Consider the following 25145-nt stretch of genomic DNA (forward strand, 5'->3'; position numbering starts at 1 on the left):
CTATGAAAAGCGCAGAAATCCGTGAAGCCTTCCTTCGCTTCTTCGAAGAGCAGGGCCATACCCGAGTTGCCTCCAGCTCCTTGATCCCGGGCAACGACCCGACCCTGCTGTTCACCAACGCGGGGATGAACCAGTTCAAGGACTGCTTCCTTGGCCAGGAAAAGCGCGCGTACACCCGCGCCACCAGCAGCCAGAAGTGCGTGCGCGCCGGCGGCAAGAACAGCGACCTGGAAAACGTCGGGTATACCGCGCGTCACCATACGTTCTTCGAAATGCTGGGCAACTTCAGTTTCGGCGACTATTTCAAGCGTGATGCCATCACCTACGCCTGGACCTTCCTCACCGGCGTGCTGCAACTGCCCAAGGAAAAGCTCTGGGTCACCGTGTATGCCACCGATGACGAGGCCTACGACATCTGGACCCAGCACATCGGTGTGCCGGCCGAGCGCATGGTGCGCATTGGCGACAACAAGGGCGCGCCCTACGCCTCGGACAACTTCTGGACCATGGGCGATACCGGCCCGTGCGGCCCCTGCACCGAGATCTTCTATGACCACGGCGCCGACATCTGGGGTGGCCCGCCAGGCTCGCCGGAAGAAGACGGTGACCGTTACATCGAGATCTGGAACAACGTCTTCATGCAGTTCAATCGCACTGCCGACGGCGTGCTGCACCCGCTGCCTGCACCGTCGGTGGACACCGGCATGGGCCTGGAGCGCATCAGTGCGGTGATGCAGCATGTGCATTCGAACTATGAAATCGACCTGTTCAAGAACCTGCTGAGCGCGTCGGCTGCCGCCATCGGCTGCAGCAACGAAGACCAGTCGTCGCTCAAGGTAGTGTCGGACCACATTCGTTCGTGCAGCTTCCTGATTGCTGATGGCGTGCTGCCTTCCAACGAAGGCCGTGGCTACGTGCTGCGTCGCATCATTCGTCGTGCCTGCCGTCACGGCAACAAGCTCGGTGCCACCGGCAGCTTCTTCTACAAGATCGTTGCGGCGCTGGTTGCCGAGATGGGCGAGGCGTTCCCGGAACTCAAGCAGCAGCAGGCCAACATCGAGCGCGTGCTCAAGGCCGAGGAAGAGCAGTTTGCCAAGACCCTGGAGCAGGGCCTGAAGATCCTCGAGCAGGACCTGGCCGAACTCAAGGGCAGCGTGGTGCCCGGTGACGTGGTGTTCAAGCTGTATGACACCTACGGTTTCCCGATGGACCTGACGGCCGACATCGCCCGTGAGCGCAGCCTGACCATCGACGAAGTCGGTTTCGAGCGCGAGATGGAGGCGCAGCGTGAGCGCGCGCGTTCGGCCAGCGCCTTCGGCCTGGACTACAACACCCTGGTCAAGGTCGATGTGGCCACCGAATTCACCGGTTATGCCACCACCGAAGGCGCTGCCAGCGTCGTTGCACTGTACAAGGACGGCAAGGCCGTCGAGCAGCTGGGTGAAGGCGAGGAGGGTGTGGTGATCCTCGATCGCACGCCGTTCTACGCCGAGTCCGGCGGCCAGGTGGGTGACTGCGGGTACCTGCAGGCCGGTGCTGTCCGCTTCGATGTCCGTGACACCACCAAGACCGGCGGTGCCTTCCTGCACCACGGTGTGGTTGCCAGCGGCAAGCTGAGCGTCGGTGCCCAGGTTGAAACCCGGGTCGATGCGCAGGTTCGTCATGCCACCTCGCTCAATCACTCGGCCACCCACCTGCTGCACGCGGCATTGCGTCAGGTGCTGGGCGAGCACGTACAACAGAAAGGCTCGCTGGTCGACAGCCAGCGCCTGCGTTTTGACTTCAGCCATTTCGAGGCGGTCAAGCCAGAGCAGCTCAAGGCGCTGGAAGACATCGTCAACCGCGAAGTGCGCAACAACACCGAGGTCATGACCGAAGAGACCGACATCGAGACTGCCAAGCAGAAGGGCGCCATGGCGCTGTTCGGCGAGAAGTATGGCGACAGCGTGCGCGTGCTGAGCATGGGCGGTGATTTCTCCGTCGAGCTGTGCGGCGGCATCCATGCCAAGCGCACCGGCGATATCGGTCTGCTCAAGATCATCAGCGAAGGCGGTGTGGCCTCCGGGGTGCGTCGTATCGAAGCGGTCACTGGCGCCGCCGCACTGGCCTACCTGAACGCTGCCGAAGAGCAGCTCAAGGAAGCTGCCCAGCTGGTCAAGGGCAGCCGCGAGAACCTGGTCGACAAGCTGTCGGCGGTGCTCGAGCGCAACCGTCAGCTGGAAAAGCAACTGGAGCAACTGCAGGCCAAGGCCGCCAGTGCTGCCGGCGATGACCTGTCTGCCAGCGCAGTCGACGTCAAGGGCGTCAAGGTGCTGGCCGCGCGTCTGGACGGGCAGGACGGCAAAGCCTTGCTGGCCCTGGTCGACCAGTTGAAGAACAAACTCGGCCGCGCAGTGATCCTGCTCGGAAGTGTCCACGAAGAAAAGGTCGTACTGGTCGCAGGCGTGACCAAGGACCTGACCGGCCAACTCAAAGCCGGTGATCTGATGAAGCAAGCCGCTGCAGCGGTGGGCGGCAAAGGCGGTGGTCGTCCGGACATGGCGCAAGGCGGTGGCGTGGATGCCGCAGCGCTGGACGGTGCACTGGCTCTGACCGTGCCATTCGTAGAACAGGGTGTCTGAAGCGCCCGGTGGCCCGCCTTCCGATGGCGGGCCCTGGCGTTGGGTAATTGTGTTTATTGGGTGCCCTTCACGGGCTGAGGCGGCTTTGAAATGGCGTTGATCGTACAGAAATTTGGCGGCACCTCGGTGGGCACGGTCGAGCGCATCGAACAGGTTGCCGACAAGGTGAAGAAGTTCCGCGAGGCTGGCGACGACCTGGTGGTCGTGCTGTCGGCAATGAGCGGGGAAACCAATCGTCTGATCGAGCTGGCGAGGCAAATCAGCGATCAGCCGGTTCCGCGCGAGCTGGACGTGATCGTGTCCACCGGCGAGCAGGTGACCATCGCGTTGCTGGCCATGGCGCTGATCAAGCGGGGTGTGCCTGCGGTGTCCTACACCGGCAACCAGGTGCGTATTCTCACCGACAGTGCGCACAACAAGGCGCGCATCCTGCAGATCGATGATCAGAAGATTCGTGCCGACCTCAAGGCAGGTCGCGTGGTCGTGGTAGCCGGTTTCCAGGGCGTTGACGAGCACGGCAGCATCACCACGCTGGGGCGTGGCGGTTCCGATACCACCGGCGTGGCCTTGGCGGCTGCATTGAAGGCTGACGAGTGCCAGATCTACACCGACGTCGATGGTGTCTATACCACCGACCCGCGCGTGGTGTCCCAGGCGCAGCGGCTGGACAAGATCACTTTCGAAGAGATGCTGGAAATGGCCAGCCTCGGGTCCAAGGTGCTGCAGATTCGGGCCGTGGAGTTTGCCGGCAAGTACAACGTACCGCTGCGTGTACTGCACAGTTTTCAGGAGGGTCCGGGTACCCTCATTACTATTGATGAAGAGGAATCCATGGAACAGCCGATCATTTCCGGCATCGCCTTCAATCGCGATGAAGCCAAGCTGACCATTCGCGGTGTGCCGGATACCCCGGGCGTGGCATTCGGGATTCTGGGCCCCATCAGTGCAGCCAATATCGAAGTCGACATGATCGTGCAGAACGTTTCGCACGATAACACTACCGACTTCACCTTCACCGTACACCGCAACGATTACGAAAAGGCGCAGAAGGTACTGGGTGAAACCGCCCTGAAGCTCAATGCCCGCGAAGTGGTGGGTGATACCAAGATCGCCAAGGTATCGATCGTGGGTGTGGGCATGCGCTCGCATGCGGGCGTTGCCAGCCGCATGTTCGAATCGCTGGCCAAGGAGAGCATCAACATCCAGATGATCTCCACTTCGGAAATCAAGGTGTCGGTGGTTATCGAAGAGAAGTACCTGGAACTGGCTGTGCGTGCCTTGCACACCGCTTTCGAACTCGACGCGCCTTCCCGTCAGGGCGAGTAAGCGTTGTGCTCACTGGGGCGCGGCCTGGCCGCGCCCTTCGTGTTTTTGAACGGCACAAGAAACCTGTGGGTTGTCGGGTGTCGGTCAACGTTCAGGCGTAGGTCCGCCGCTGTTCTGGCGGCGGGTTGAAGCCCTTTTTTTTGCAGACTGTTATCCCTGAACTGAATTGCGTGAGGAGAAAGGTATGTTGATTCTGACTCGTCGGTGCGCAGAGAGCCTGATAATTGGCGACGGCGAAATCACCGTGACCGTGCTCGGCGTCAAAGGAAACCAGGTACGGATTGGGGTGAACGCGCCCAAGGAAGTGGCCGTGCACCGTGAGGAAATCTACCTGCGGATCAAGAAAGAGAAGGACGAAGAACCAACCCATTAATTTTTATCGATATTTTTTCAAAAAAGGGTTTGCAAACGGGGAAGGCTCTGGTTATTATACGCCCCGTGTTGCGGAGAGGTGGCCGAGTGGCCGAAGGCGCTCCCCTGCTAAGGGAGTATACCTCACAAGGGTATCGGGGGTTCGAATCCCCCCTTCTCCGCCATTATTCATGTAGGGCGCTGTAATCTTGCTTGAATCGCTAAGTAGTTGAAATTAAACGAAAAAGTGGTTGGCAAATCGATTAAGCGGTCTATAATGCGCGGCAACAAATGCACTCGTAGCTCAGCTGGATAGAGTACTCGGCTACGAACCGAGCGGTCACAGGTTCGAATCCTGTCGAGTGCACCATACGACGAAGCAGTTTCCAGTCTGGAAGTTGTTTCAGCTTCAACCAGAGGTGATCTGGTCTATCAAGCGCCAACCCTGCACTCGTAGCTCAGCTGGATAGAGTACTCGGCTACGAACCGAGCGGTCACAGGTTCGAATCCTGTCGAGTGCACCATACAACAGAAGGCCCGCTTTTTGAGCGGGCCTTCTGCTTTTCGGCTTTTCACTTTTCCGTAAGGCGCGATGAATAAACTGTCATCGATGCGTTTACCGGCCTCTGCTAACTTTTGTGTCTTCAATGTGTTCTTTGGGGTGTGCCAGCCGTCGCACTGTCAGAGCTGGACGTTGTCACAGCTTTATCTCGCAAGCGATTGTTCTGGCCAATATTTTCAGCCCGAGCAGCCCAAGCCGTGTATGATTGCGCCCGTCAGCTCCGCCGGGGATTGTGGAATACCACCATGGACTTACCCAGTAGTTACTCAATAGCTTGTTTTGCCAATCACGATCTGACTGATTGATTCTCCTGGCGTGCTCCGCTGCTGGGAGTGGAGTACGCGTATGACCGAAAGTGAAGTAAAAAAATCGCAAGAAAGCCTGCAGGATCGCCTGGCCCAGGTGGTCGAATTGCTGCAGCGCCAACGAGTGGTCGAAGACCTGACACATCGTCAGGAAGGGCACCATAACGATCGGGTCGAAAATCTCGTACACCGCCAGAATCTGGTCGAGCTGCAACGCAAGCTCGATGATCTGCACTCCGCTGACGTTGCCTACATTCTCGAAGCCCTGCCGCTGGATGATCGTCTGACGGTCTGGCAACTGGTCAAGGCCGAGCGTGATGGTGACATCCTGCTCGAGGTATCCGATTCGGTTCGGGAAACCCTGATCGCCGACATGGACGATCACGAGCTGCTTGCCGCTGCCAAGGAGATGGACGCCGACGAGCTGGCCGACCTTGCGCCGGAGCTGCCGCGCGACGTCGTGCATGAGCTGATGGAAACCCTCGATGCCCAGCAGCGTGAGCGCGTACGCTCCGCGTTGAGCTATGACGAGGACCAGGTCGGTGCCTTGATGGACTTCGAGATGGTGACCATCCGCGAGGACGTCAGCCTTGAGGTGGTGTTGCGTTACCTGCGCCGGCTCAAGGAGCTGCCAAGCCATACCGACAAACTGTTCGTGGTCGATTACGACGGCAAGCTCAAGGGTGTGTTGCCCATCAAGCGGCTGCTGGTGAACGACCCCGACAAGCAGGTTGCCGAGGTGATGGCCAGTGACCCGGTGAGTTTTCATCCCGATGAAGACGCCTACGATGCGGCACAGGCCTTTGAGCGCTATGACCTGATTTCGGCACCGGTGGTGGACAAGAGCGATCGCCTGATCGGCCGTTTGACCATCGACGAAATGGTCGACCTGATCCGTGAGGAAAGCGAGAACGAAGTCCTCAACATGGCGGGTCTGCGTGAGGAGGAAGACATCTTCGCCTCGGTCTGGCGTTCGCTTCGCAACCGTTGGGCATGGCTGGCAATCAATCTGATCACGGCCTTTGTCGCTTCGCGAGTGATCGGCCTGTTCGAGGGGTCGATCGAGAAGCTGGTGGCGTTGGCTGCACTGATGCCCATCGTGGCCGGTATCGGGGGCAACTCCGGCAACCAGACCATTACGATGATCGTACGTGCCATGGCGCTCGATCAGGTCAGCCCGGGCAATACTGCGCGATTGATGCGCAAGGAGCTTGCGGTGGCCTTGATCAATGGCCTGGTGTGGGGGGGCGTGATCGGCGTTGTGGCCTACCTGCTCTATGGCAGCTGGTCGCTGGGGGTAGTGATGACTGCGGCGATGACCCTGAACCTGCTGTTGGCGGCCCTGATGGGCGTTCTTATCCCGATGACGCTTGCTCGAATGGGGCGCGATCCTGCGATGGGCGCAAGTGTGATGATCACTGCCATGACCGACAGTGGCGGGTTCTTCATCTTCCTGGGCCTTGCTACGATCTTCTTGCTGTAAAAAGGCAAGGCATAAAAAAAGCCAGCGAAAGCTGGCTTTTTTGTGCGTGGGTGGAATCAGGAAGCGTCTGCGGCCATCTCGACGTCATGGGCGATCAGTGCGACCAGAGCATTTTGCTGGCGATGGGACAGCTGGCGGAAGCGTTGCAGCAGTTCACGTTCGTGCAGTGACAGCTCTGGGCTGTCCAGGCGCATGCTCAGCTCGTCGCCCAGTGCACCTTCCTGAATAAGGCTCTGCTCCAGGCGTGCAATGATCTCGGAGTTCATGCTGCGGTGGTGGTTACGCGCAACCTCGGCAATGCGCTCACGCATTCCGTCTGGCAGGCGGACGACAAATTTGTCAGCGGTGCGGCTTGAGTAGATAGCCTGTTTCATTGGGCGCATATAATTGACCGGTTTAGTTCAGGGGGAAGCGGTTCTCGAAATCGGCCGCACGATGAGTGTTACGACCATCGTTAAGACAAAATGTTCAACCTGGGGTACGAAAGAGGTCTTCATCATGCCTCAGTATCGCCAGTTCCTTGGCGTCAATTCTGTGACAAATATTGAACTGGGTAAAGGCGTTATGCCAGTACCAATTATCAGAAATGCGCACTGGTTTGAAAAGTTTTCATTTGGCGCTCGCCCTGGCCACCTCGGCGGCTCGACTTTCCGTCACCGGCAAAGGCGCAAAGACCGTGCAATGCGCCTAAAATGCGCGAGCTTTCCTTTCTCTGAGCATAGTGGCTATGCAGTATGACGCAAGCGACGTTCCCTTGGCGGGGGCGGGTAGGGTGATCTATTTGATGGGGCCGTCCGGTGCCGGCAAGGACAGTCTTCTGGATGCGGCGCGTGAGCTTTTGCTGGCAAGCCATGTGCGCATTCCTAAGCGTGTCATCACCCGCTCCGCCGAGGCGGTGGGGGAAGACGCAGTCGCCGTATCGGTCCAGCAGTTCGAGCAGATGGCTGCCCGTGGCGAATTTGCCCTGCAGTGGCGCGCCAATGGGTTGGCTTATGGGGTTCCTGCTTATATAGATGCGTGGCTTGCCGAAGGCTGGCACGTGATGGTCAACGGGTCGCGCGCGCACCTGCCGGTGGCGCAGGCGAAGTACCCGGACCTGTTGCCCATATTGCTTTGTGTGAATCCGCAGGTATTGCGCGGGCGATTGCTTCAACGGGGCAGGGAGGGGCAGCACGAGATCGAGCAGCGAATGGCGCGCAACCAACAGTCCATGACACAGGTTGATGATCGGGTCCGGCGGGTGGACAACTCGACCAGTCTTGACGATGCAGTGCGCCGCCTGCTGATGGTTTTGCAGGAGGCAGGCGTACGTGCCTGAGGCTGGAAACCACCTACTGGTAAAAAGCGCAGAGACGACATGACAAATCCTGGCTCGCTGGGTAACATGCTCGCCGTTCCGTATGGCGGGCCATGTACGCCAGACGCACGTCTCAGTAGCTCAATTGGATAGAGCATCCCCCTCCTAAGGGGAAGGTTGCAGGTTCGAACCCTGCCTGGGACACCATCCTTCGTTCGAGGGCTGGCTGCTTCCTGCGCTTTACCTTCTCTTCTTCTGCTCCATCCATCCCTTCTCGTTTCTGCGCATGATTCGCTACCTTGGCTGACGTTCGTGCTGCCCCCTGGCGAGCCTCCTTCTACCTGTGAACCCGAATTCCGATTTAACATCCGGTGCGAGCCGGAGCCTGCAGGCTCGCAGCGTACTCATGTAGTCCAATGCCGCACAGGAGAGCTTATGACAGATGCCCCTTACCGATTCACCCTGGGCGCTGACGCCGATGCCATGGCAGTGGTGCGTGAAGGGCTGCGCCGCTTCAACATCGAACAGATCGGCCCTTACACCTATGAAGATTTCCAGCTGTATGCCCGCGATGGCGGGGGCCAGGTGAGAGGTGGGCTGTTCGGTCATTTCGCAATGGGTTGGCTCTATATCGACTACTTCTGGTTGAGCGATGCCGCACGCGGTCATGGGTTGGGCAGCGAACTGCTGATGCGAGCCGAAGAGGAGGCGCGGGCGCGGGGCTGCACCGGTTTGTTTCTTTATACCTATAGCTTCCAGGCCCCTGACTTCTACCAGAAGCAGGGATACCAAATCATGGGGATGCTGGAGGATTGCCCGCCTGGTTATCAGCGCTACTACCTGAAAAAGACGCTTCAGTCTTGAAATGCTCATGCTGACCTATGTGCCGAGGTTATTTTGAAATAAACCCTTGACGCACAATTTAATCTCTCTATAATTCGCCCCACTTCCGGCGTAGTCGGAACGAAAAACTCCTTGAATATCAACGAGTTGGACGTTTCAGGTCAGGCTGGAGGTGCTTCGATCGAAAGATCGGCGGCGGTGAAAAAGGTGGTTGACAGCAGGTTGTAACGCTGTAGAATTCGCCTCCCGCTACGAGAGATCGAAGCGAGTCAAGTGTTTGAAGTGAAACGAAAAACTTCAAAATAAACGCTTGACAGGCTGCACAAGCAGCCGGACTGGAGCCAGCGCAGTTACGACTTCGACCAGGACCCGTTGTGGCAAACGCACATGCCGCCGCAGGCGTTTGATGCGATTGCGTGGTACCAGTGCGATCACCTGGGCACGCCAATGGAGCTGACCGACCACAATGGCGAGATGGCGTGGGCGGGGCAGTACAAGGCGTGGGGGGAGGTGCGTGAGGAGCGCTCGGGCTGGGCAAGGCAGGTTGGGCTAAGTAACCCAATACGGTTTCAGGGGCAGTATCACGACCGGGAGACTGGCCTGCACTACAACCGGTATCGGTACTATGATCCGGGGGTTGGGCGATTTGTTAGCAACGACCCGATTAGTTATTCGGGTGGATTAAATCTTTACCTGTATGCAGCAAACCCTGTCGAATGGACGGACCCACTCGGACTGGAGAAAGTTGTTGCTGCGAGAAGCCGTGCGCATGCGTTGAGGCTTGCACAGCAGCATGCTCAAGTTCCGAGGGTTGGTCGAGGAGGTAAGGAAATCACTACAGATATCCTTAGGGATGAGAGTAAAGGAAAAAATTATGCTTGCCTGTGCGCTAGAGGAAGTATGCTTGGGCGAAGAGGAAATGATACTTCGCTAGTTTTTGATCACCCAGATGGGCACCCTCACATGGTGGGGGAAGTATTTCCTGAGCATCATAATGGGCCGCACGTGCACGCAAGAAACAAAAAAGGCGAAACATTAGTGATTACTTATCCAGGGTGATTGGGAAAATGTTGGATATCTTGGTTCACAGGTCGAAATTCAAATATTTCAAGAAAGGAGGCAGTGATCTTATATCTTCTTTGCCAGCGAGTGATGAGGATGAGTTTGCTGCTGTTATGGCTCGTGGTACAAATGGGTTGTTGGGGTTTAACGTTAGTCCAGCGGCGCGAAGTATCCTGAAAGCGTTACTTTGCGAGTGCTATTGCCTTGATGCTCCTGACACTATTTTCCACCCAGGAGAACGGCGTGAGGGTGGAATGCCAGATTATTTTTTCAAAGATAAAGGTGGTGCGTTCAATGGTTTGTTGGTGGAGCATGAGCGTTATGTATTGAGTTTAAAAAAATATAATATCATTTCCCGGCATAAGCATATTGAAGTGCCTCTGCCTTCCATGCTGGCTGAGTTTATGAGGGATGGTGGTCGCCTCGAAAATGAACTATATAAACACTTGCTGTCTTCGTGCGAGTACTTTGGGATTTTACAGCACTCGGAAGAGCACGGGTGGGGGGCGTTTGATTTGATTTCCCATGATATAGATTATTTTCTTAACAGATTAGAACGCTTGGTGGGTGATCATGGGCGTCTAGTGTTTATCGAAAATATGCGGGATATGCCTTGTTGGTAGTGCGGTCAACGCAATATTGACCTGCGTGGCTGGCCGAACGTACGACTCACCTGACTGATTAGTCGCAGTCCGAGAGCTTGCCTACGATCGCACGGTCATGAAGCTCGACCATCACGAAATACTCAGCTACGAGTGCGATGACCTGCACCGTGAAGTGGTGCGCCATCAGGGCAACAGGCTGATGCAGACCCAGGCCTGGAACCCGGCCGGACGGTTAGCCCGATGCTGCCGGGCAACTGACCGATATCCACGATAGCCACAGTGACGACAAGCTCAAGGTCGAGTACAGCTATGACGCCCTCTGGCGGCGATTGCACAAACACTCGGTTGCGCATTATTCGAACAAGCCGCAGGCCGGCACGGGCTGGAATCAGCTTGAACGGGCCAAGCGCCAGCGTGAGCTGGACTGTGGCTTCACGCTGTTTGGCTGGGACGGCTACACACTGGCGTGGGAAAGCTCCCCGCCGCGTGATGAAGGCGATACGGGCCGCACGGTGCATTACCTGTATGAGCCGGGCAGCTTTGTGCCGGTGGCCCAAGCCCTGCGCAGGGGGCCGGTGCGGCTGCACAAGCAGCCGGACTGGAGCCAGCGCAGTTACGACTTCGACCAGGACCCGTTGTGGCACACGCACATGCAGCCGCAGGCGTTTGATGCGATTGCGTGGTACCAGTGCGATCACCTCGGCACGCCGATGGAGCTGACCGACCACAAGGGTGAGGTGGCGTGGGCGGGGCAGTACAAGGCGTGGGGGAGGTGCATGAGGAGCGGTCGGGCTGGGCAAGGCAGGTAGGGCTGAGTAACCCGCTACGGTTTCAGGGCCAGTATCACGACCGGGAGACTGGGCTGCATTACAACCGGTATCGGTACTATGATCCTGGGATTGGACGGTTTGTTAGCAAGGACCCGATTAGTTATTCGGGTGGGTTGAACCTGTACCAATACGCACTAAATCCGACGGATTGCGTTGATCCATTGGGTTTGGCGGGGCGAAAAAAAGCTAAACCTCGTATTGATCCTGGCAATCGAAAAGAAGGCTGGCAACATATTGATGAGCGGCATGTGAGTGGCACCCATCCAGGGGGCCATGGCGACCTGTTTCCTGAGGGGACAACGCAAGAACAAATTCAGACGGCATGTGAGTGTCTTGTGAAAAAGGGTAACGGAGTTTCTGATCCTAGTAGCAGAATGCAAATCTATGAGAAGCGCATAAAAATAAATGGTCGCACCGACCGGGTTCGTGGTGTATTCGACTCTCATAATGGAAATAGGACAATTACGGTTTCCCCTGTTAGAGGAGGCTAATAGTTATGGAGTTCTACATTTCGAGATCCGAGGAGGACGGTGAGCCAGAAGGATTTGACATGGGGGATATGAGGCTTTCCTCTGGCGATCAAGGTATAGACTCCAAGGAAGATTCAAGACTTCGGATGATGATATATTTGTCAATTACTTCCTTAATTGATGGCTTGGTGGAATTGAAAAACACAAGGTCTTTTGAATTTATCGGAGTTGATTCATCTTTTGCGTTATTATTTAAGATTAAAGGAGAAGTGCTTTCTGTTTTTTATCAGGGGCGTTTTTTTGCCGAAGCTAGTTATCGTGTTTTTTTAGGGGTTATTGATCGTGAAGTCGATAGGTTCCTTGCTGAAGAAGGAATTTCTATTGTCGACTCGGTTTTTGATGATATGGAGGCTTCTAGGAAAAAAATCAAATCTTCAATCAATACTAAATAGAGCGTGTGGAAGTTTCCATTAGGAGTTGGCATTTTCTAAAAGAAATGCAGCCGCCAGGTGAGCAATCCTCAATGAATATGGCGATGTAATGAAGGAGAAGCACAAAGGGCCGAAAGGATAAATCATGACAAGTACATCACGCAAAGCAATACAATTTCTCATGATGTTATTGGGTTTTTTCTCCGCCAGTAAACATTGCAATACGAGACATGGCATTGCAATGAAGACGTCGGGAGAGAGGTGCTAATCAAGTTGTAGCGCAACGAGCATCCAATAGTTAGTCGGGCGGTTGCAGTAAACGAAAAAAACACCGCGTGCAACGTTGAGATAGTTATGCCCTGATGTTGATCATAGAGTTAGTCAAGTTGCGGACTGATGGCCAGTAAACGACACACTATGGGGATGGTACGTGGAAGCAGTACCGTGTGTCGGGAAAAGACCACGGAAATATTCCTAGGCCGAATATTAAATAAGCAAAAAAGAGTCCACGCCAGATGGTAGGGTTCTTATCCACCAGGGGCGTGTATTAGCACCTCTCCCACATGAGGTTCCAAAAGGTGAATGAGTCAAACCATTTCAAATCATATGATTATAAATCATTTGCGTTAGCGAATAATGATCATGTTGTGACGGGCGTTGATTATTTGTGTTCAATTTATAAGTCGCACGAGCTTGCAGGCGATTTTATTCTTTGGTTCGCTAGACTTATATGGCCGGCGTTCAAAATGCTAGATGGCAAGGTTTTTGTTGTTGAGTTGTTTGATGCCGAGCTATACCAACAACATTTAGATGTGAAAAGCACGCCTGGTAAAACTCAGTTCTGGGTGAACCTGCTAGAGATAACGGGCGTATTCGACAAGCTTTCGTTTGATCAGGCCATGGAGGTTGCTGTAATAGTATCTGAAAGCTGGAACTCTAAGATTTTGAAAGAATTTGGCGCGGAGCATGCCTTGGCACGATATATATTGGATGAAGATACGGGGGAGATATTCGTTACCATAGGGCTTTCATCCGAAGAAAATAACGAGCCTCAAGTAGATTTCAGTCTAAAACCGCACTAGGCAGGCAGGGATGATTCTGCTCGCCCGTTATGTGTAATGAGGGCAAGTTACTTACTTGCGAGTGATGATGAAGATGCCACCTCTAGGCGTAGTCGGTAAAGTTGTCAGCGGTCACGATGCGGGGTTGTATGTTAAGGTGATTTTTGATTTGGGTGATACGGACGGTTATTATGTATTAACCTCAAATAAATATGATTTCAGCGTGGGGTTTGATGACTGGATTGAGTCGAAAGAGAGTTTGATAAAGTACTTTGCAGAGTCGGGTTGGGTTGTTGATTGGTTGGGCTAAGGCGTTTATTGGGGGGCGACTAGACTCTGTTAAAAGTGCATGCATACAGCATCTGGTGTTTTGAGTGCGCTGCAATACAGCACTTTTGAGGATTTGCAAAATATGTTGTCCGGCTGGAGCTACATCCTCACCGGCCTGATAAGAAGTAGGTAAAGTTATGTGTGAGAGTGAAGAAATAAATTTGAGGTCAGAGTTGTCTGCTGCATTGGTTTCAGAGGGGCTGAGTCCTAACGAAATCGAAGATAAAGAAAGAGTTACTTCTTTGATTGAAAAGAGATTCATCTCAGGAACCCCTAGGGCTTGGTGGTTATCACTGGTCAGTAAGCCGGAAGTGTATAGCTTTCCGGACAATTCTGGCTATCAAAACTTGCTTGAAATATTTCCCGCGGGTAATGATAAAGTTTGGTTTGTGGTGGATGATGATAACAAGGAAAAATTTGTATTTTTTATTCCATTGAATAAAGTTCAGGGCATTATTGAAAGTTGTCGTTTTTTTGAGTATTACGTGGTCGATGAAAATATTTCTTGGATGTTGGCTGAGAATGATCATGGTGAGATCTTGGTTTGTAGAGGGGGGAGTTTATAGTTGAGGTGTATTTATATTTAGTGGTTGAGCTTAGGAAATTTCGATCTATTTAATGAGGTCGTAACGAGAAAAATACTCAAAGCGGCACATTCTGGATATTAGCTATTACGGCGGCCTGAACCTCTATAGTTACGTCGTTAGCCCAGTCGGATGGATTGATCCTTTAGGCTTGGCCGCACACAGGGGACGTATTCAAGCACAAGGAAAAACCTTGAAGAGTCGGTGAGTTGGAACAAAGAAAATCCACTCACAGCAGAGGGCGCAAAGTTGAAAATCACAGAATTGAAAGACAAGCTAAGCAAAGAGGCATCTCAAAGTTAGGGAGGACACATTCAAACGAGCCGAAAAATTTATAGACAAAGCATGCCCATGCGGCGTTCAGGGAGACAGCAAAAAAACATTTCTGGTTAAAGGCACTGCAAGCGAGATAGTCGAAACTACATTGCTGGATAGAAAATCCGACAACTCACAAAGTTTTTGTATTTTTGGCAGCACAGATATTCTTCGTAGAATTCATGAGAAGATGTCTGAGTGGATAAATAAACAGAAATAGGGCTAGTCGGGTGGAGCATGTCGAAGGTGAAATTTCAATGAGGGCCGTAGCTGAATAACCAGCAGGGATGAAGTGAACTTGAGCAGGACATGAACCATTCGCGCTCGCTAATAATGATCATGCCGTGACGGGCATCGACTATTTGTGTTAAATCTACAAGGCGCATGAGTTTTCAGGTCAATTTTATGTTTGCCTCGATAGGCAGGATATTCTAGTTGCCGAGCTTAATTCTGAAAGCAGGGGGAAAAATTACGCATGTCTGTGCGCTAGAGGAAGTACGCTAGGACGGAAGGAAGAAGGCGCTAAGCCGCTAGTTTTTGATCACCCAGACGGGCACCCTCATATGGTAGGCGAAGGATTTCCTGCTCATCACGACGGGCCGCATGTGCACGCGAAAAACAAGAAAGGCGAAGTCATAGTATTTACTTATCCGGGGTAGCTGGGATGTTCGAAGTTTTGATTTGCAGATCGGAATTTAAGTATCTAAAAAAATACGCCAATGAGCGTATATCTTCACTACCGGCAAATGGTAATGATGAGCTTTCTGCTGTAATGGCGCGTGATCCGAATGGTAAGCTGGGGTTCGATGTGAATCAGGTAGCTGAAAGTATTTTAGATGAATTGTTAGGAGAGTGTTACTGCTTACGCGGCTCAGGCAGTGTTGATCATCCAGGAGTATTCCCCAAGGGAGGCATGCCGAATTTTTTCTTCAAAGATAAAGGTGGCGCATTTAGCAGTTTAGTTGCCTCGCATGAGCGCCATGTGCTAGCCATGAAAAAATACAGCATTCTTTCCCGCTATAGGCACACTGAAAAGCCAAAGCCTTCTGAGTTGTCACACTTCCTGCAAGATGACAGCTGGATTGAAGAACCATTGTATGAAAGTCTGCTATCTTCTTGCGCATATTTTGGGATTTCTCAATGTGCGCAAGAGCATGGCTGGGGGGCATTTTATTTGATCTCCCAAGACATGGATGGTTTCTTGACTAAGTTAGAAAACTTAGTAGGCGATGAAGGGCGCCTAGTGTTCATCGAAAATATGCGAGAAATGCCCTGTTGGTAGGGCGGCCATCGTTGTGATGAACTACGTTTTGACCCCATGGGACGGCTGGCCGGACGTACCGCCAGCCTGGGTGTCCAGCCGCAGACCGAGCGCTTTGCCTATGCCGGCAATAGCAAGCTGATCCAGGCGGTCAATGCGGCGAGCACGCTGGTGAGGTGCATGAGGAGTGGTCGGCTTGGGCGAAGCAGGTAGGACTGGGTAACCCGCTACGGTTTCAGGGGCAGTATCACAACCGTGAGACCAGGCTGCATTACAACCGGTATCGGTACTATGATCCGTGGTAAGGCGATTTAGTGGGCAGAGCCCGATTAGTTGTTCGCGTGGATTGAATATGCAATGCCGCGCCCCGGTGTTTTACATTAAAAATACATATGCTGAGATTCAAATAGATGAAGTTACACGGGTTGTACGCAAAGATAATAAAAAAAGAAGCCTACAATGATCTGCGTTGCCTGACGGGCGCGTTCGACGATTTTGAAGAGTTCCCCATCATTTCACGGGAGAGCATATTAAAAAAATTACAGAGAAAACTCGAGAAAAAAGACATCTCGGATTTTCTGTTGGGGCTTGCTGTTTTCGTATTGAATACCGTACGTGCACTCGCCCGCAGCAATCAAAGGCAGTTAGAGCTGACCGCCATCACATTCACACGCTTCGATGCCAGCGGTGGCTCCACGTTGGTGCCCCGACTCTTCATATACCCAAGTACCGCAGCCGGCGCACTTCGCCAAACGCTTATCAAGAATCAACCTGAAACGGACTCAATGGAAATGGCCAAGGTCAAGCAGCTGTTCACGACCTGCGGCTTCGTTGAGAGCTTAGTTTTTCTAGAGAGCAGGTTCTTTGACCACGCCTGCAACGAGGAACTTGTACGTATTTATGCCATCCCTCGACAGACGATGTAGCGCGTGCCTGAGGGGTAGGGGGTTCGATGCGCTTGCCGGCACTCCGCTGACACCTTGCCGTCGAGCGCAAAGCCGCTAGAAGCCCCGCTTCTGGGTTGGTCAATTCGCTATATATTTTTGTGTACAGCGTTGTAACGTCCTGTGAACAACGCTAGCATTCCTGCCGTTTGGCCCTGCGCCATCCCGCTTTCCCCCCTAAAGCAACCACCGGCTGATCACCTCCTGGGGAGGTCGTGACCAGAAAAACCGTCGGTCGCTATATAAAATAATACACAACGTCGCCCGGGCGCCGCCTACGTCAAGGCCGACACAGGAGCAGCAATGAAGCCGCTAACACCGCACGCCCTGATGGTTGCCGTCGCAGCCCTGGGCGCTGAATCCGCCCTCGCGGAGCAGAAAAACACCTTCACCCTCGGCGAAATCCAGATCTCCGCGCCCCAGGACGAAGCCCTGTCCACCGGCGGCTCGGTCATCGACCTGAAGGACATCCGCCTGCACGACCGCGAAACCGTCGCCAGCGCGCTCACCCTGGCCCCCGGCGTCAACCTGGGCTATATCGGCGGTCGCGCCGAGCAGGTGGTGTTCGTGCGCGGCTTCGATCGTCTGCAGGTGCCGGTGTATATCGACGGCATCCCCACCTACGTGCCCTACGACGGCAACATCGACCTGGGCCGCTTCACCACCTACGACCTGTCGCGCATTCAGGTGGACAAGGGCTTTGCCTCGCTGCTGTACGGCCCCAACACCCTGGGCGGGGCGATCAACCTGGTTACCCGGCGCCCGGTGCAGGAATTCGAAGGCGAAGTGGGCGGGGGGCTTGAGCTGACCGATCACGGCAACGTGAACGCCTACCGCACCTACGCCAACGTGGGTTCCAACCAGGGCGCGTGGTGGATGCAGGGCGGGGTGTCGTATGTGGATTACGACTACACCCTGCTGCCCGACGACTTCAAACCCACCAACAACCAGCAAGGCACCGGCCGGCGCGAGAACAGCGACCACCGCGACACCAAGTTCAGCTTCAAGCTGGGCTTCACCCCCAACGAAACCGATGAATACGTGCTCGGCTACGTTCAGCAGGAGGGCAGCAAGGGCCAGCCCACCTATGCCGGCAAGCTGCCGCCGACCGGCCAGCGCGCACGCTGGTGGGAGTGGCCGCGCTCGGACAACACCAGCGTGTTCATCGCCACCAAAACCGGCATTGGCGAGCACTTTCTGAAAACCCGCGTGTACCACGACACCTTCAAGAACTCGCTGGAAAGCTTCGCCTACCGCAACGGCGTGGTGGGTAACCTGCAGAAGGGCTTCCCGAGCAAGTACGACGACGAGAGCACCGGCTTCTCGGTGGAAGGCGACCTGGCCCTGACCGAGAACAACCGCCTGGGCATCGCCTACCACTTCAAGGATGACGTGCACCGCTCCCGCGATGGCGACAGCCCGCAAACCCACTTTCGCGACCAGACCCAGTCGATTGCCCTGGAAGATACCCTGCGCCTGAACGAGATTTTCAGCGTGGTGGGCGGCGTTTCCTACAACTACCGCAAGAGCCTGGATGCCGAAAACTACGGCACCACCGCCAGCTCGCCCAAGCAGGCCGTGCTGTACGACGAACCCACCGGCAGCAACGACGCGGTCAACGCGCAGCTCGGCCTGTTCGCCAACACCAACCCGCTGCTGGGCACCGATGACAACGGCCAACTGCGCCTCACCGTGGCGCGCAAAAGCCGCTTTGCGACCATCAAGGACCGCTACTCGACCCGCTTCGGTACGGTCATCCCCAGTCCGGACCTGAAGTCCGAACGCGCCACGCACTACGAGTTCGGCTACAGCGGCCAGGTTGCCCCGCAATGGCAGCTGGACGCGGCGCTGTTCGTGGCCAATATCGAAGACTCCATCCAGAAGGTCACCGTGCCCGCGCAGGACAACTGCGCCGCGCCCTGCGGCCAGTTCCAGAACATCGCCAAGGCGCGCAACCAGGGGGTGGAGCTGGGCATCAACGGCGACCTGGGCGAGTGGGAGCTGGCAGCCAACTACACCTTCCTCGACCGCGAGAACCGCAGCGACCGCGACCTGCACCCCACCGACACCCCGCGCCACAGCCTGTTCGGCTCGGCCTCGTGGAACCTCGACGCCTGGAAGCACACCGCCAGCGTGGAGGCGGCCTCGCGTCGCTACAACACCTCCGACGCCACCCAGATGGCACCGGGCTACGCGGTGTACAACCTCAAGACCGGCTACCGCTTCAGCAACGACGTGCTGATCGAGGGCGGCGTGCGCAACCTGTTCGACCGCCTGTACGAGTACAGCGAGGGCTACCCGGAAATGGGCCGCCAATACTTCGTGCAATTCAATGTGCCGCTGTAACTGCTGGCTGGCGGGCCTGCTGCTGGCGTTCAGCGGCCTGCTGAGCGCGGCCCCGCAAAGCGTGGTGGTGATGACCAGCTACCCCGAGGAGGTGATGACGCGGGTGGAGGATGGCTTTGCCCAGGCCCACCCGGAGTATCGCCTGCAGGTCCTCTGGCGCCAGGGCTTCGATGCCTTGCCCTACCTGCTGCAAGCCAGACAGGGCGGGGTGGATGTGTACTGGGCGCCGTCGCCGGGCAACTTCACCCGGCTGGCGAAGGCGGGCAGTTGGCAGCCGCTGGGTATCAGCCTGGAGGGCCTGCCGGCGCAGATCGGCGGCCTGGCGTTGCGTGATCAAAAAAACCTGTACCAGGCGACCGAGCTGGCAGGTTACGGCTTTGCCATCAACACCGCGTCGCTGGCCGAGCTGGGCGTGCCCACGCCCAAGGACTGGCCCGACCTGCTCGACGCTCGCTTGCGCGGGCGGGTGGCGCTGCCCGACCCGGGCCGGGTCGGGTTTGCCCCGGTGCTGCTGGATATCGTGCTGCGCGCCTATGGCTGGGAGCGCGGCTGGGCCCTGTGGAGCGAACTGGCCGGGCAGGCGCGGCTGGTCACGCGCGGCGGTACGCTGGTGAGTGACGAGGTCACCAGCGGGCGGGCAGCGGTTGGCTTGTCGATCGACTTCTTCGTCGCTTCGGCCAAGGCCAACGGCGAGCCGGTGGACTTCGTGTACCCGGCCCACGGTGGGCTCAACCCGGCATTCATCGCCATTACCGCAAGCACCCAGGCGCCGGCCGGTGCCCGGGCGTTCGCACGGTACGTGTTGTCCGACGCCGGGCAGGCGCTGCTGGCCGATGCCGACATTCGCAAGCTGCCGGTGCGCCCGAGCGTGTATGCGCAGCTGCCCGCGCAGTACCACGACCCGTTCGTTGCCGCAGGGCACGGCGCCTATGACTACGGCAACGGCAGCTCGCGCGAACGCCTGGCGCTGATCAGTTCGCTGTTCACCCAATGGCTGGGCCTGCCCCACGAGGCGCTGAACGAACTCTGGACGCGGCTGCACGCGGCCGAAGCGGCGGGGCATGACGTAGCCGCCATACGTCAGCTGTTGACCGCGCCGCCACTGACTGCCGGGCAAGCCGAGGCCAAGCCGTTGCTGGGCCTGTTCGCGGCACGTCAGGACAAGGGCATGGCCCACGAGCCGGCAACCGACCAGGATGCACTGGGCCGCACCGAGATCACCTGGCAGTTCCAGGCCGCGCTGCAGCGGGCAGAGGCGGCGCGGTTGCTGGAGGGGCTGGGTCAGTGACCGTTGTGCGCATCGCCGGGCTGTCGATCGGTTTGCTGGTGAGCGCGCTCGCCAGCGCCGATGTCACCCACACCGCAGTCAACCGTGAGGCCTACGCCCAGCCCTTCGCCGGGCTGGACGAAGGCCAGCTGGAGCGCTTCTTTCGCGGGCGCAGCCTGTTCCGGCAGGCGTGGGTGGTCGCGCCGTCTCGCGACGAAGCGGTGGATGGGCTCGGGCCGTTGTACAACCGGGTGTCGTGCATCGCCTGCCACCCCAAGAACGGTCGTGGCCAGGCGCCGCAGCAGGGGGAGGCGATGCGCAGCCTGTTGCTGCGCCTGTCCGTGCCGGGCCGCGATGCCCACGGCGGGCCGAAGCCTCATCCTGTGTATGGCGACCAGCTCAACGACCAAGGTGTGCCCGGCGTGCCGGGGGAAGGGCGAGCCCATGTGTACTGGCAGGAGCACGCGGTGCAGCTGGGCGATGGCGAAACCGTGATGCTGCGCATGCCGCGTGTCGAACTGCGCGAGCTGGCCTATGGGCCACTGGACGGGGTGTTGACCTCGGCGCGGGTGGGCTCGCCGGTATTCGGCCTCGGTTTGCTGGAGGCCATCGAGGCCAGCACGCTGCAGGCCATGGCGGCTGAAGCCAAGCCCGACGGCGTGACCGGGCGCGTCAATCAGGTATGGAGTGTGGAGCGACAGCGTGCCGAGGCGGGCCGCTTTGGCCTCAAGGCCAACCAGCCCGACCTGCGCCAACAGATCGCCCACGCCATGCTGGGCGACCTGGGCATCACCTCCACGCTGGCTCCTGAGCAGAACTGCACCCCTGCCCAACAGGCCTGTGCGCAGGCGCCCCACGGCGGCGAGCCGGAGCTGGACGCGATGCAGCTTGGTGACCTGCATTTCTACCTCGCCCACCTGGCCGTGCCTGCGCGCCGGCAGCAGACCGAGCCTGCGGTTGTGCAGGGTGAAAAACTGTTTGCCGCGATTGGCTGCACGGCCTGTCACCGGCCCGAACTGGTCACGGGCACACACCCGCTGTACCCGGCGCTGAGCCAGCAACGGATCGCGCCGTACACCGATTTGTTGTTGCACGACATGGGCGAGGGGTTGGCCGATGGCCGTGAGGACTTTCTCGCCAACGGCCGCGAGTGGCGCACCCCTGCGCTGTGGGGGCTTGGGCTGGGTGAGCGGATCAACCCCGGCAGTGGCTACCTGCACGACGGCCGAGCGCGCACGCTGGAGGAAGCCATCGTGTGGCATGGCGGTGAAGCGCAAGTGGCCCGGCAGCGCTATGTAACGCTGGGGGCGAAGGAACGGGCGGCGATTCGGGCGTTTCTTGAGTCGCTGTAGGGCGCTGGACCCAAGGCGATCATCTCTCAGTGACGGGAGCGCGATTCAGCGTGAGAAGGCCAGGGCATGAAGCCCTGGCCAATCGCAACCGTCACTTTTTCTTTTTCGCAGGTTTATCTGCCTTGTCCGACTTCTTGGCCTTCTCGGGCTTGCTGTCCGATTTTTTTGCAGATTTCTTGGGTTCGGCATCTTTTTTCTTGTCTTTCTTGTCTTTCTTGTCTTTCTTTTCAGAGGCTTTGGAAAGAGCCGATGCCGCAGCTGATTTCTTTGCCGATGATGACTTCTTGTCTTTCAAATCCTTGCTGGCTTTTGAAGACCCGTCTTTGCTTTTCTTCTCGTCCTTAGCCACGTTGACCACCTCTGATAGCGCTTGCCGGTATTGGCACGTTGCCTGTGGGATCATCCACATGCTGATCATTAGGCGAGTTCGCCCAGAGGCGGTTCAAATTATTTGAGGCGCTGGGCAGGGCCTTGGCGGATGTTGCGTCAGGTACCGGGGCTTGGCATGCCCGGCAAGCTGGGCCAAGCTTGCATGGGCCTGCAGCAGTTGCTCTACTACGGGCCTTTCATCGATAGCGCTGATGATTACTATCAAAGGGCCCGCCTGTCGGCGCGGCAAAACCCGCTTGTATAATCGCGTTCGATTTTTCCCCGCTTCCCGCGCCTGCTCAAGGCGTCATTTCCCCCATGGAACCCAGCACCATGCCAAGCGCAAGCCAGGCCCCTAGCGGCCTTCCCGAACACAATCAACAGAGCGTCAAACAGCAGTGGCTGGCGATTCTCTCGGTCGCGGTGGGCGCCTTTGCCCTGGTGACCAGCGAGTTTCTGCCGGTGGGCGTACTCAACGATGTCGCCAGCGACCTGGGCATCAGTGCCGGTCATGCCGGCCTGATGGTGACGCTGCCCGGCATCATGGCCGCACTCGCTGCGCCCTTGCTGTCGGTGGGCATCGGCGCGATGGACCGGCGCTACCTGCTGATCGGCCTGACCCTGATCATGATCATCGCCAATGCGGTGGTGGCCTACGCCACCGACTTCAGCCTGCTGCTGTTCGGCCGTGTGCTGCTGGGGGTGAGCATCGGCGGGTTCTGGGCCACGGCCATCGCCCTCAGCGGCCGCCTGGCCCCCAAGGGTGTTGGGGTAGCCCAGGCCACCTCGATCATCATGGTGGGTGTGACCCTGGCCACCGTGCTGGGCGTGCCCGTCGGCACCTGGCTCAGCGGCCTGATGGGCTGGCGCATGACCTTCCTGGTGACCGCGCTGGTGGGTGTACCGGTGCTGCTGGCCCAGGTGTTCCTGCTGCCGCGGCTCAACCCCGACAAGGCCATTCGCATCAGTGACCTGCCGGCACTGTTCATCAATCCGCAAGCCCGGGTCGGCCTGATTGCGGTGTTGCTGATCGGCCTGGCGCACTTTGCCGCGTACACCTACGTGGCACCGTTTTTCAAGCAAAGCGCCGGCTTCGATGGGCCGACCATTGGCTCGCTGCTGTTGCTGTATGGCGTGGCCGGGGTGCTGGGGAATGTCTTCGCCGGGTTTGCCGCCAACCGCAGCGTGCGTTACACGCTGATGCTGGTGGCGCTGATGATTGCCGTCAGCACGGCGCTGTTCCCTTACTTCGCCACCGGCATGACCGGTGCGGTGATGCTGATCGCGCTGTGGGGCTTTGCCTTCGGTGCCTTTCCGGCCTGCGCCAGCATCTGGATGTTCGTGGTGGCGCCCAAGGATGTCGAGCGTGGCATGCCGCTGTTCGTGGCTTTGTTTCAGGTGATCATTGCGCTGGGGTCGTTCTTTGGCGGGCGCATCGTCGACCAGATGGGCAGCTCGGTGCTGCTGAGCCTGGCCACGGCACTGGTGGGCTGCGGTTTTGTCACGGTGCTGGTGCTGGGGCGCAAGGTAAGTAACCGAATGGCGGTTCAGCCTTGCTAGCAGCCCGGCGCATGGGCTGACGTCAATCTTGATGGGGCCGCGTGTGCGGCCTTGCAGATCGCTGAGATTCGATAGCACCCAAATCAGCACTTCATTGCTGATCTACGGCGCATAGAAACACCCGCCCAGCGGGTCAGTCCACACCAGCTCCCCGGTAGCGGGGCGGCGCATCAGGTTGTCGAGCTTGGCATCCACGTCACATTCATGGCGCTGCGCAAATTCCGCCGCCCTGGCGAGTGTGATCAACACCCCCGCCAGCGCGGGATGCTCACCGGCCAAAGCCAGGCACTGTTCAGCAAGCACGGCGTTGGCCGGCAGATCATCATTGTCGTCGAGCAACCCCGACAGCAGGCTGGCAAGCAACGGCTCGCTGGCCTCATCCACGCTTATCAACCTTTCCACTTCGGCCAGCCAGTAGAACTCGTTTTCGCTTCCCCTGAATGAAGCGTCAGAGGGCCCCACGGCGCCATAGTCGTGAATGACCTCGACGACATTACGGTTGCCCTGGGCCCACTGCCGGGCAAGAAAATTGTGGCCGCAACCTTCGAGCGTGAGGCGATAGAGCCTGGTACCGTGCTCGAACAGCATGCTGCTCGAACCCTGGCAAAGGAACGTCGCCTGGTTCAGCGGTGCGCTTGCCAGAATCGCCTGGAAGTTTTTGCCCGCCAGCACCGGTTGATCAGCCATGCCCATTCCCCCCGCTGAAGTTGCCGACCCCTGATGCTTGAACAGCCGCTTTCGAGAGCAGGCCAAGCCTGCTTCTCGGGTGATTCCTTTCCCCAAGCCAGTTGGGGATCAAGGCGCCTTGCGCCGCAAAGTGCTCGACATGCACCACGGTGATTCTGCCGTCTGTGTAGGCCACGGCGTTGATCATCTTCCATGCGCCGGGGCGGGCATGGCGCAACAGCGCGTAGGCAGACGCGACATAGTTCATCCCCGTGCCCAGGCCGAACATCACGATCAGTCGGGTCTCTTGCGGCAGGTCGCGAAGAAAGGCCGTTGTACAGTTGCTGGCCACCGACTTGCCGAACGGGCTGGCAATGAACTTGTCCAGCATCCCGCCGCCTGATCCTTTCCAGGTACCAGCCTTGCGGTCGTGGCGCTCTACGGTGCAACGGATGAGCGATGCGAAATGAAAGCGCCCGTCGTTGTCCGCAATAAGGCGGTCCACCTGTTGCTTGAGCCTGTCAGGCGGGGCGGCGGGGATAAGGCCCACGTGGGCCAGAATCTTGCCCACATTGAGACGACTGCCCTTGTAGGCGATGTCGTCGTGAGGTGTGCTGGCAAGTGCCCCCGCCTGAGTGGGGCCCTTGGAGAAGCCCAGCACAACCACCTCTGGCGTAGTACTGCCCCATGCCAGCGGGTTTGCCGTAATACGCCACTCGCCCTCGGTGCGAGTGGCTACATCGAATGCTGGCGCACTCTCGGTGTGGCAACGCGAGCAGGAGACTCTGCCGTGACGGGGTAAGCAACTCATCAATCCTCCCAAGGTGCCGACGTTTGAAGTAGCAGGGCGCCACAAGATGGACTCGATCCGGCTATTACGCGGCAACTGCGAGCAGCGTAGTTG

22 protein-coding genes, 4 tRNA genes and 3 pseudogenes are annotated in these 25145 nt (G+C 57.3%); 25 read left to right on the top strand and 4 right to left on the bottom strand.

Annotation, left to right across the window (positions count from 1 at the left end; genetic code table 11):
• The first annotated feature begins 2 nt into the window (after positions 1 to 2).
• From alaS to mgtE, 7 genes are all read left to right on the top strand, one after another.
• Complete coding sequence (gene alaS, locus CR917_RS11885; protein WP_043860295.1) at positions 3 to 2621, top strand: alanine--tRNA ligase; 2619 nt, start codon at positions 3 to 5, stop codon at positions 2619 to 2621.
• Between the two features lie 90 nt (positions 2622 to 2711).
• The gene (locus tag CR917_RS11890) at positions 2712 to 3947 is read left to right on the top strand and encodes an aspartate kinase (RefSeq protein ID WP_043860296.1); all 1236 of its coding nucleotides are present in this window, start codon (positions 2712 to 2714) and stop codon (positions 3945 to 3947) included.
• 184 nt (positions 3948 to 4131) lie between these two features.
• Positions 4132 to 4320, top strand: coding sequence for a carbon storage regulator CsrA (gene csrA, locus CR917_RS11895; protein WP_010226667.1), 189 nt, complete (start codon positions 4132 to 4134; stop codon positions 4318 to 4320).
• Between the two features lie 72 nt (positions 4321 to 4392).
• Positions 4393 to 4483, top strand: a tRNA-Ser gene (locus CR917_RS11900).
• Between the two features lie 108 nt (positions 4484 to 4591).
• A tRNA-Arg gene (locus CR917_RS11905) sits at positions 4592 to 4668 on the top strand.
• Between the two features lie 77 nt (positions 4669 to 4745).
• A tRNA-Arg gene (locus CR917_RS11910) sits at positions 4746 to 4822 on the top strand.
• A gap of 383 nt (positions 4823 to 5205) precedes the next feature.
• Positions 5206 to 6648: a magnesium transporter gene (gene mgtE / locus CR917_RS11915; RefSeq protein ID WP_043860297.1), complete on the top strand. Its 1443-nt coding sequence runs from the start codon at positions 5206 to 5208 to the stop codon at positions 6646 to 6648.
• Between the two features lie 56 nt (positions 6649 to 6704).
• On the opposite strand, the gene CR917_RS11920 is transcribed toward mgtE, so the two are convergent.
• Positions 6705 to 7031, bottom strand: a complete 327-nt coding sequence (locus CR917_RS11920) for an Arc family DNA-binding protein (protein WP_003254499.1) — start codon at positions 7029 to 7031, stop codon at positions 6705 to 6707.
• Positions 7032 to 7035: 4 nt separating this feature from the next.
• Between CR917_RS11920 and CR917_RS11925 the strand changes: the two genes are divergently transcribed.
• The 17 genes and pseudogenes from CR917_RS11925 to CR917_RS12005 all read left to right on the top strand — a co-directional run bounded on the left by CR917_RS11925 (position 7036) and on the right by CR917_RS12005 (position 21646).
• Positions 7036 to 7386, top strand: a complete 351-nt coding sequence (locus tag CR917_RS11925) for a hypothetical protein (protein ID WP_104572319.1) — start codon at positions 7036 to 7038, stop codon at positions 7384 to 7386.
• Complete coding sequence (gene phnN, locus CR917_RS11930) at positions 7376 to 7966, top strand: phosphonate metabolism protein/1,5-bisphosphokinase (PRPP-forming) PhnN (RefSeq protein WP_104572320.1); 591 nt, start codon at positions 7376 to 7378, stop codon at positions 7964 to 7966. Before CR917_RS11925 ends, phnN begins: the two co-directional genes overlap by 11 nt.
• A gap of 109 nt (positions 7967 to 8075) precedes the next feature.
• Positions 8076 to 8152 (top strand) — tRNA-Arg (locus CR917_RS11935).
• 228 nt (positions 8153 to 8380) lie between these two features.
• Positions 8381 to 8809, top strand: a complete 429-nt coding sequence (locus tag CR917_RS11940; RefSeq protein WP_104572321.1) for a GNAT family N-acetyltransferase — start codon at positions 8381 to 8383, stop codon at positions 8807 to 8809.
• 294 nt (positions 8810 to 9103) lie between these two features.
• Positions 9104 to 9529, top strand: a pseudogene (locus CR917_RS28065) (RHS repeat-associated core domain-containing protein); the annotation flags it as partial.
• A gap of 326 nt (positions 9530 to 9855) precedes the next feature.
• A complete protein-coding gene (locus CR917_RS27080) occupies positions 9856 to 10473 on the top strand; it encodes a hypothetical protein (RefSeq protein ID WP_146095004.1) in 618 nt (205 codons plus the stop codon).
• Between the two features lie 97 nt (positions 10474 to 10570).
• Positions 10571 to 11776, top strand: a pseudogene (locus tag CR917_RS11950) (RHS repeat domain-containing protein); the annotation flags it as partial.
• A 5-nt stretch (positions 11777 to 11781) separates the two neighbouring features.
• Entirely contained in the window at positions 11782 to 12207 is a 426-nt protein-coding gene (locus CR917_RS11960; RefSeq protein WP_058540068.1) for a hypothetical protein, read from the top strand.
• A 557-nt stretch (positions 12208 to 12764) separates the two neighbouring features.
• Positions 12765 to 13268, top strand: coding sequence for a hypothetical protein (locus CR917_RS11970; RefSeq protein WP_201023422.1), 504 nt, complete (start codon positions 12765 to 12767; stop codon positions 13266 to 13268).
• Between the two features lie 67 nt (positions 13269 to 13335).
• Positions 13336 to 13557, top strand: a complete 222-nt coding sequence (locus tag CR917_RS11975; RefSeq protein ID WP_063611984.1) for a hypothetical protein — start codon at positions 13336 to 13338, stop codon at positions 13555 to 13557.
• Positions 13558 to 13714: 157 nt separating this feature from the next.
• Positions 13715 to 14143 carry a DUF6756 family protein gene (locus tag CR917_RS27085; protein ID WP_146095005.1) on the top strand — a complete coding sequence of 143 codons (429 nt, stop codon included), beginning with the start codon at positions 13715 to 13717 and terminating at the stop codon, positions 14141 to 14143.
• Positions 14144 to 15140: 997 nt separating this feature from the next.
• Positions 15141 to 15758 (top strand): hypothetical protein, encoded by a 618-nt coding sequence (locus CR917_RS27090; RefSeq protein ID WP_146095006.1) that lies wholly within the window; start codon positions 15141 to 15143, stop codon positions 15756 to 15758.
• Between the two features lie 149 nt (positions 15759 to 15907).
• Positions 15908 to 16107, top strand: a pseudogene (locus CR917_RS28070) (RHS repeat-associated core domain-containing protein); the annotation flags it as partial.
• A gap of 40 nt (positions 16108 to 16147) precedes the next feature.
• Entirely contained in the window at positions 16148 to 16663 is a 516-nt protein-coding gene (locus CR917_RS11990) for a hypothetical protein (RefSeq protein ID WP_104572324.1), read from the top strand.
• A gap of 321 nt (positions 16664 to 16984) precedes the next feature.
• Positions 16985 to 19027, top strand: coding sequence for a TonB-dependent siderophore receptor (locus CR917_RS11995; protein WP_104572325.1), 2043 nt, complete (start codon positions 16985 to 16987; stop codon positions 19025 to 19027).
• A complete protein-coding gene (locus tag CR917_RS12000) occupies positions 19014 to 20315 on the top strand; it encodes an ABC transporter substrate-binding protein (RefSeq protein WP_104572326.1) in 1302 nt (433 codons plus the stop codon). Before CR917_RS11995 ends, CR917_RS12000 begins: the two co-directional genes overlap by 14 nt.
• The gene (locus CR917_RS12005; protein ID WP_218278974.1) at positions 20312 to 21646 is read left to right on the top strand and encodes a di-heme oxidoredictase family protein; all 1335 of its coding nucleotides are present in this window, start codon (positions 20312 to 20314) and stop codon (positions 21644 to 21646) included. Before CR917_RS12000 ends, CR917_RS12005 begins: the two co-directional genes overlap by 4 nt.
• Positions 21647 to 21737: 91 nt before the next feature.
• Here CR917_RS12005 and CR917_RS12010 read toward each other — a convergent pair whose 3' ends face one another.
• Positions 21738 to 21995: a hypothetical protein gene (locus CR917_RS12010; protein WP_104573158.1), complete on the bottom strand. Its 258-nt coding sequence runs from the start codon at positions 21993 to 21995 to the stop codon at positions 21738 to 21740.
• 353 nt (positions 21996 to 22348) lie between these two features.
• On the opposite strand from CR917_RS12010, the gene CR917_RS12015 reads away from it, so the two are divergent.
• Positions 22349 to 23575, top strand: a complete 1227-nt coding sequence (locus CR917_RS12015; protein ID WP_043859956.1) for an MFS transporter — start codon at positions 22349 to 22351, stop codon at positions 23573 to 23575.
• Between the two features lie 102 nt (positions 23576 to 23677).
• Here CR917_RS12015 and CR917_RS12020 read toward each other — a convergent pair whose 3' ends face one another.
• The gene (locus CR917_RS12020) at positions 23678 to 24262 is read right to left on the bottom strand and encodes a hypothetical protein (protein WP_146095007.1); all 585 of its coding nucleotides are present in this window, start codon (positions 24260 to 24262) and stop codon (positions 23678 to 23680) included.
• Positions 24255 to 24902, bottom strand: coding sequence for a hypothetical protein (locus tag CR917_RS12025; RefSeq protein ID WP_218278975.1), 648 nt, complete (start codon positions 24900 to 24902; stop codon positions 24255 to 24257). Before CR917_RS12025 ends, CR917_RS12020 begins: the two co-directional genes overlap by 8 nt.
• Positions 24903 to 25145 lie beyond the last annotated feature (243 nt).

This window comes from Pseudomonas sp. BRM28, from assembly GCF_002939405.1.
In the GTDB taxonomy this organism is placed as follows: domain Bacteria; phylum Pseudomonadota; class Gammaproteobacteria; order Pseudomonadales; family Pseudomonadaceae; genus Aquipseudomonas; species Aquipseudomonas palmensis.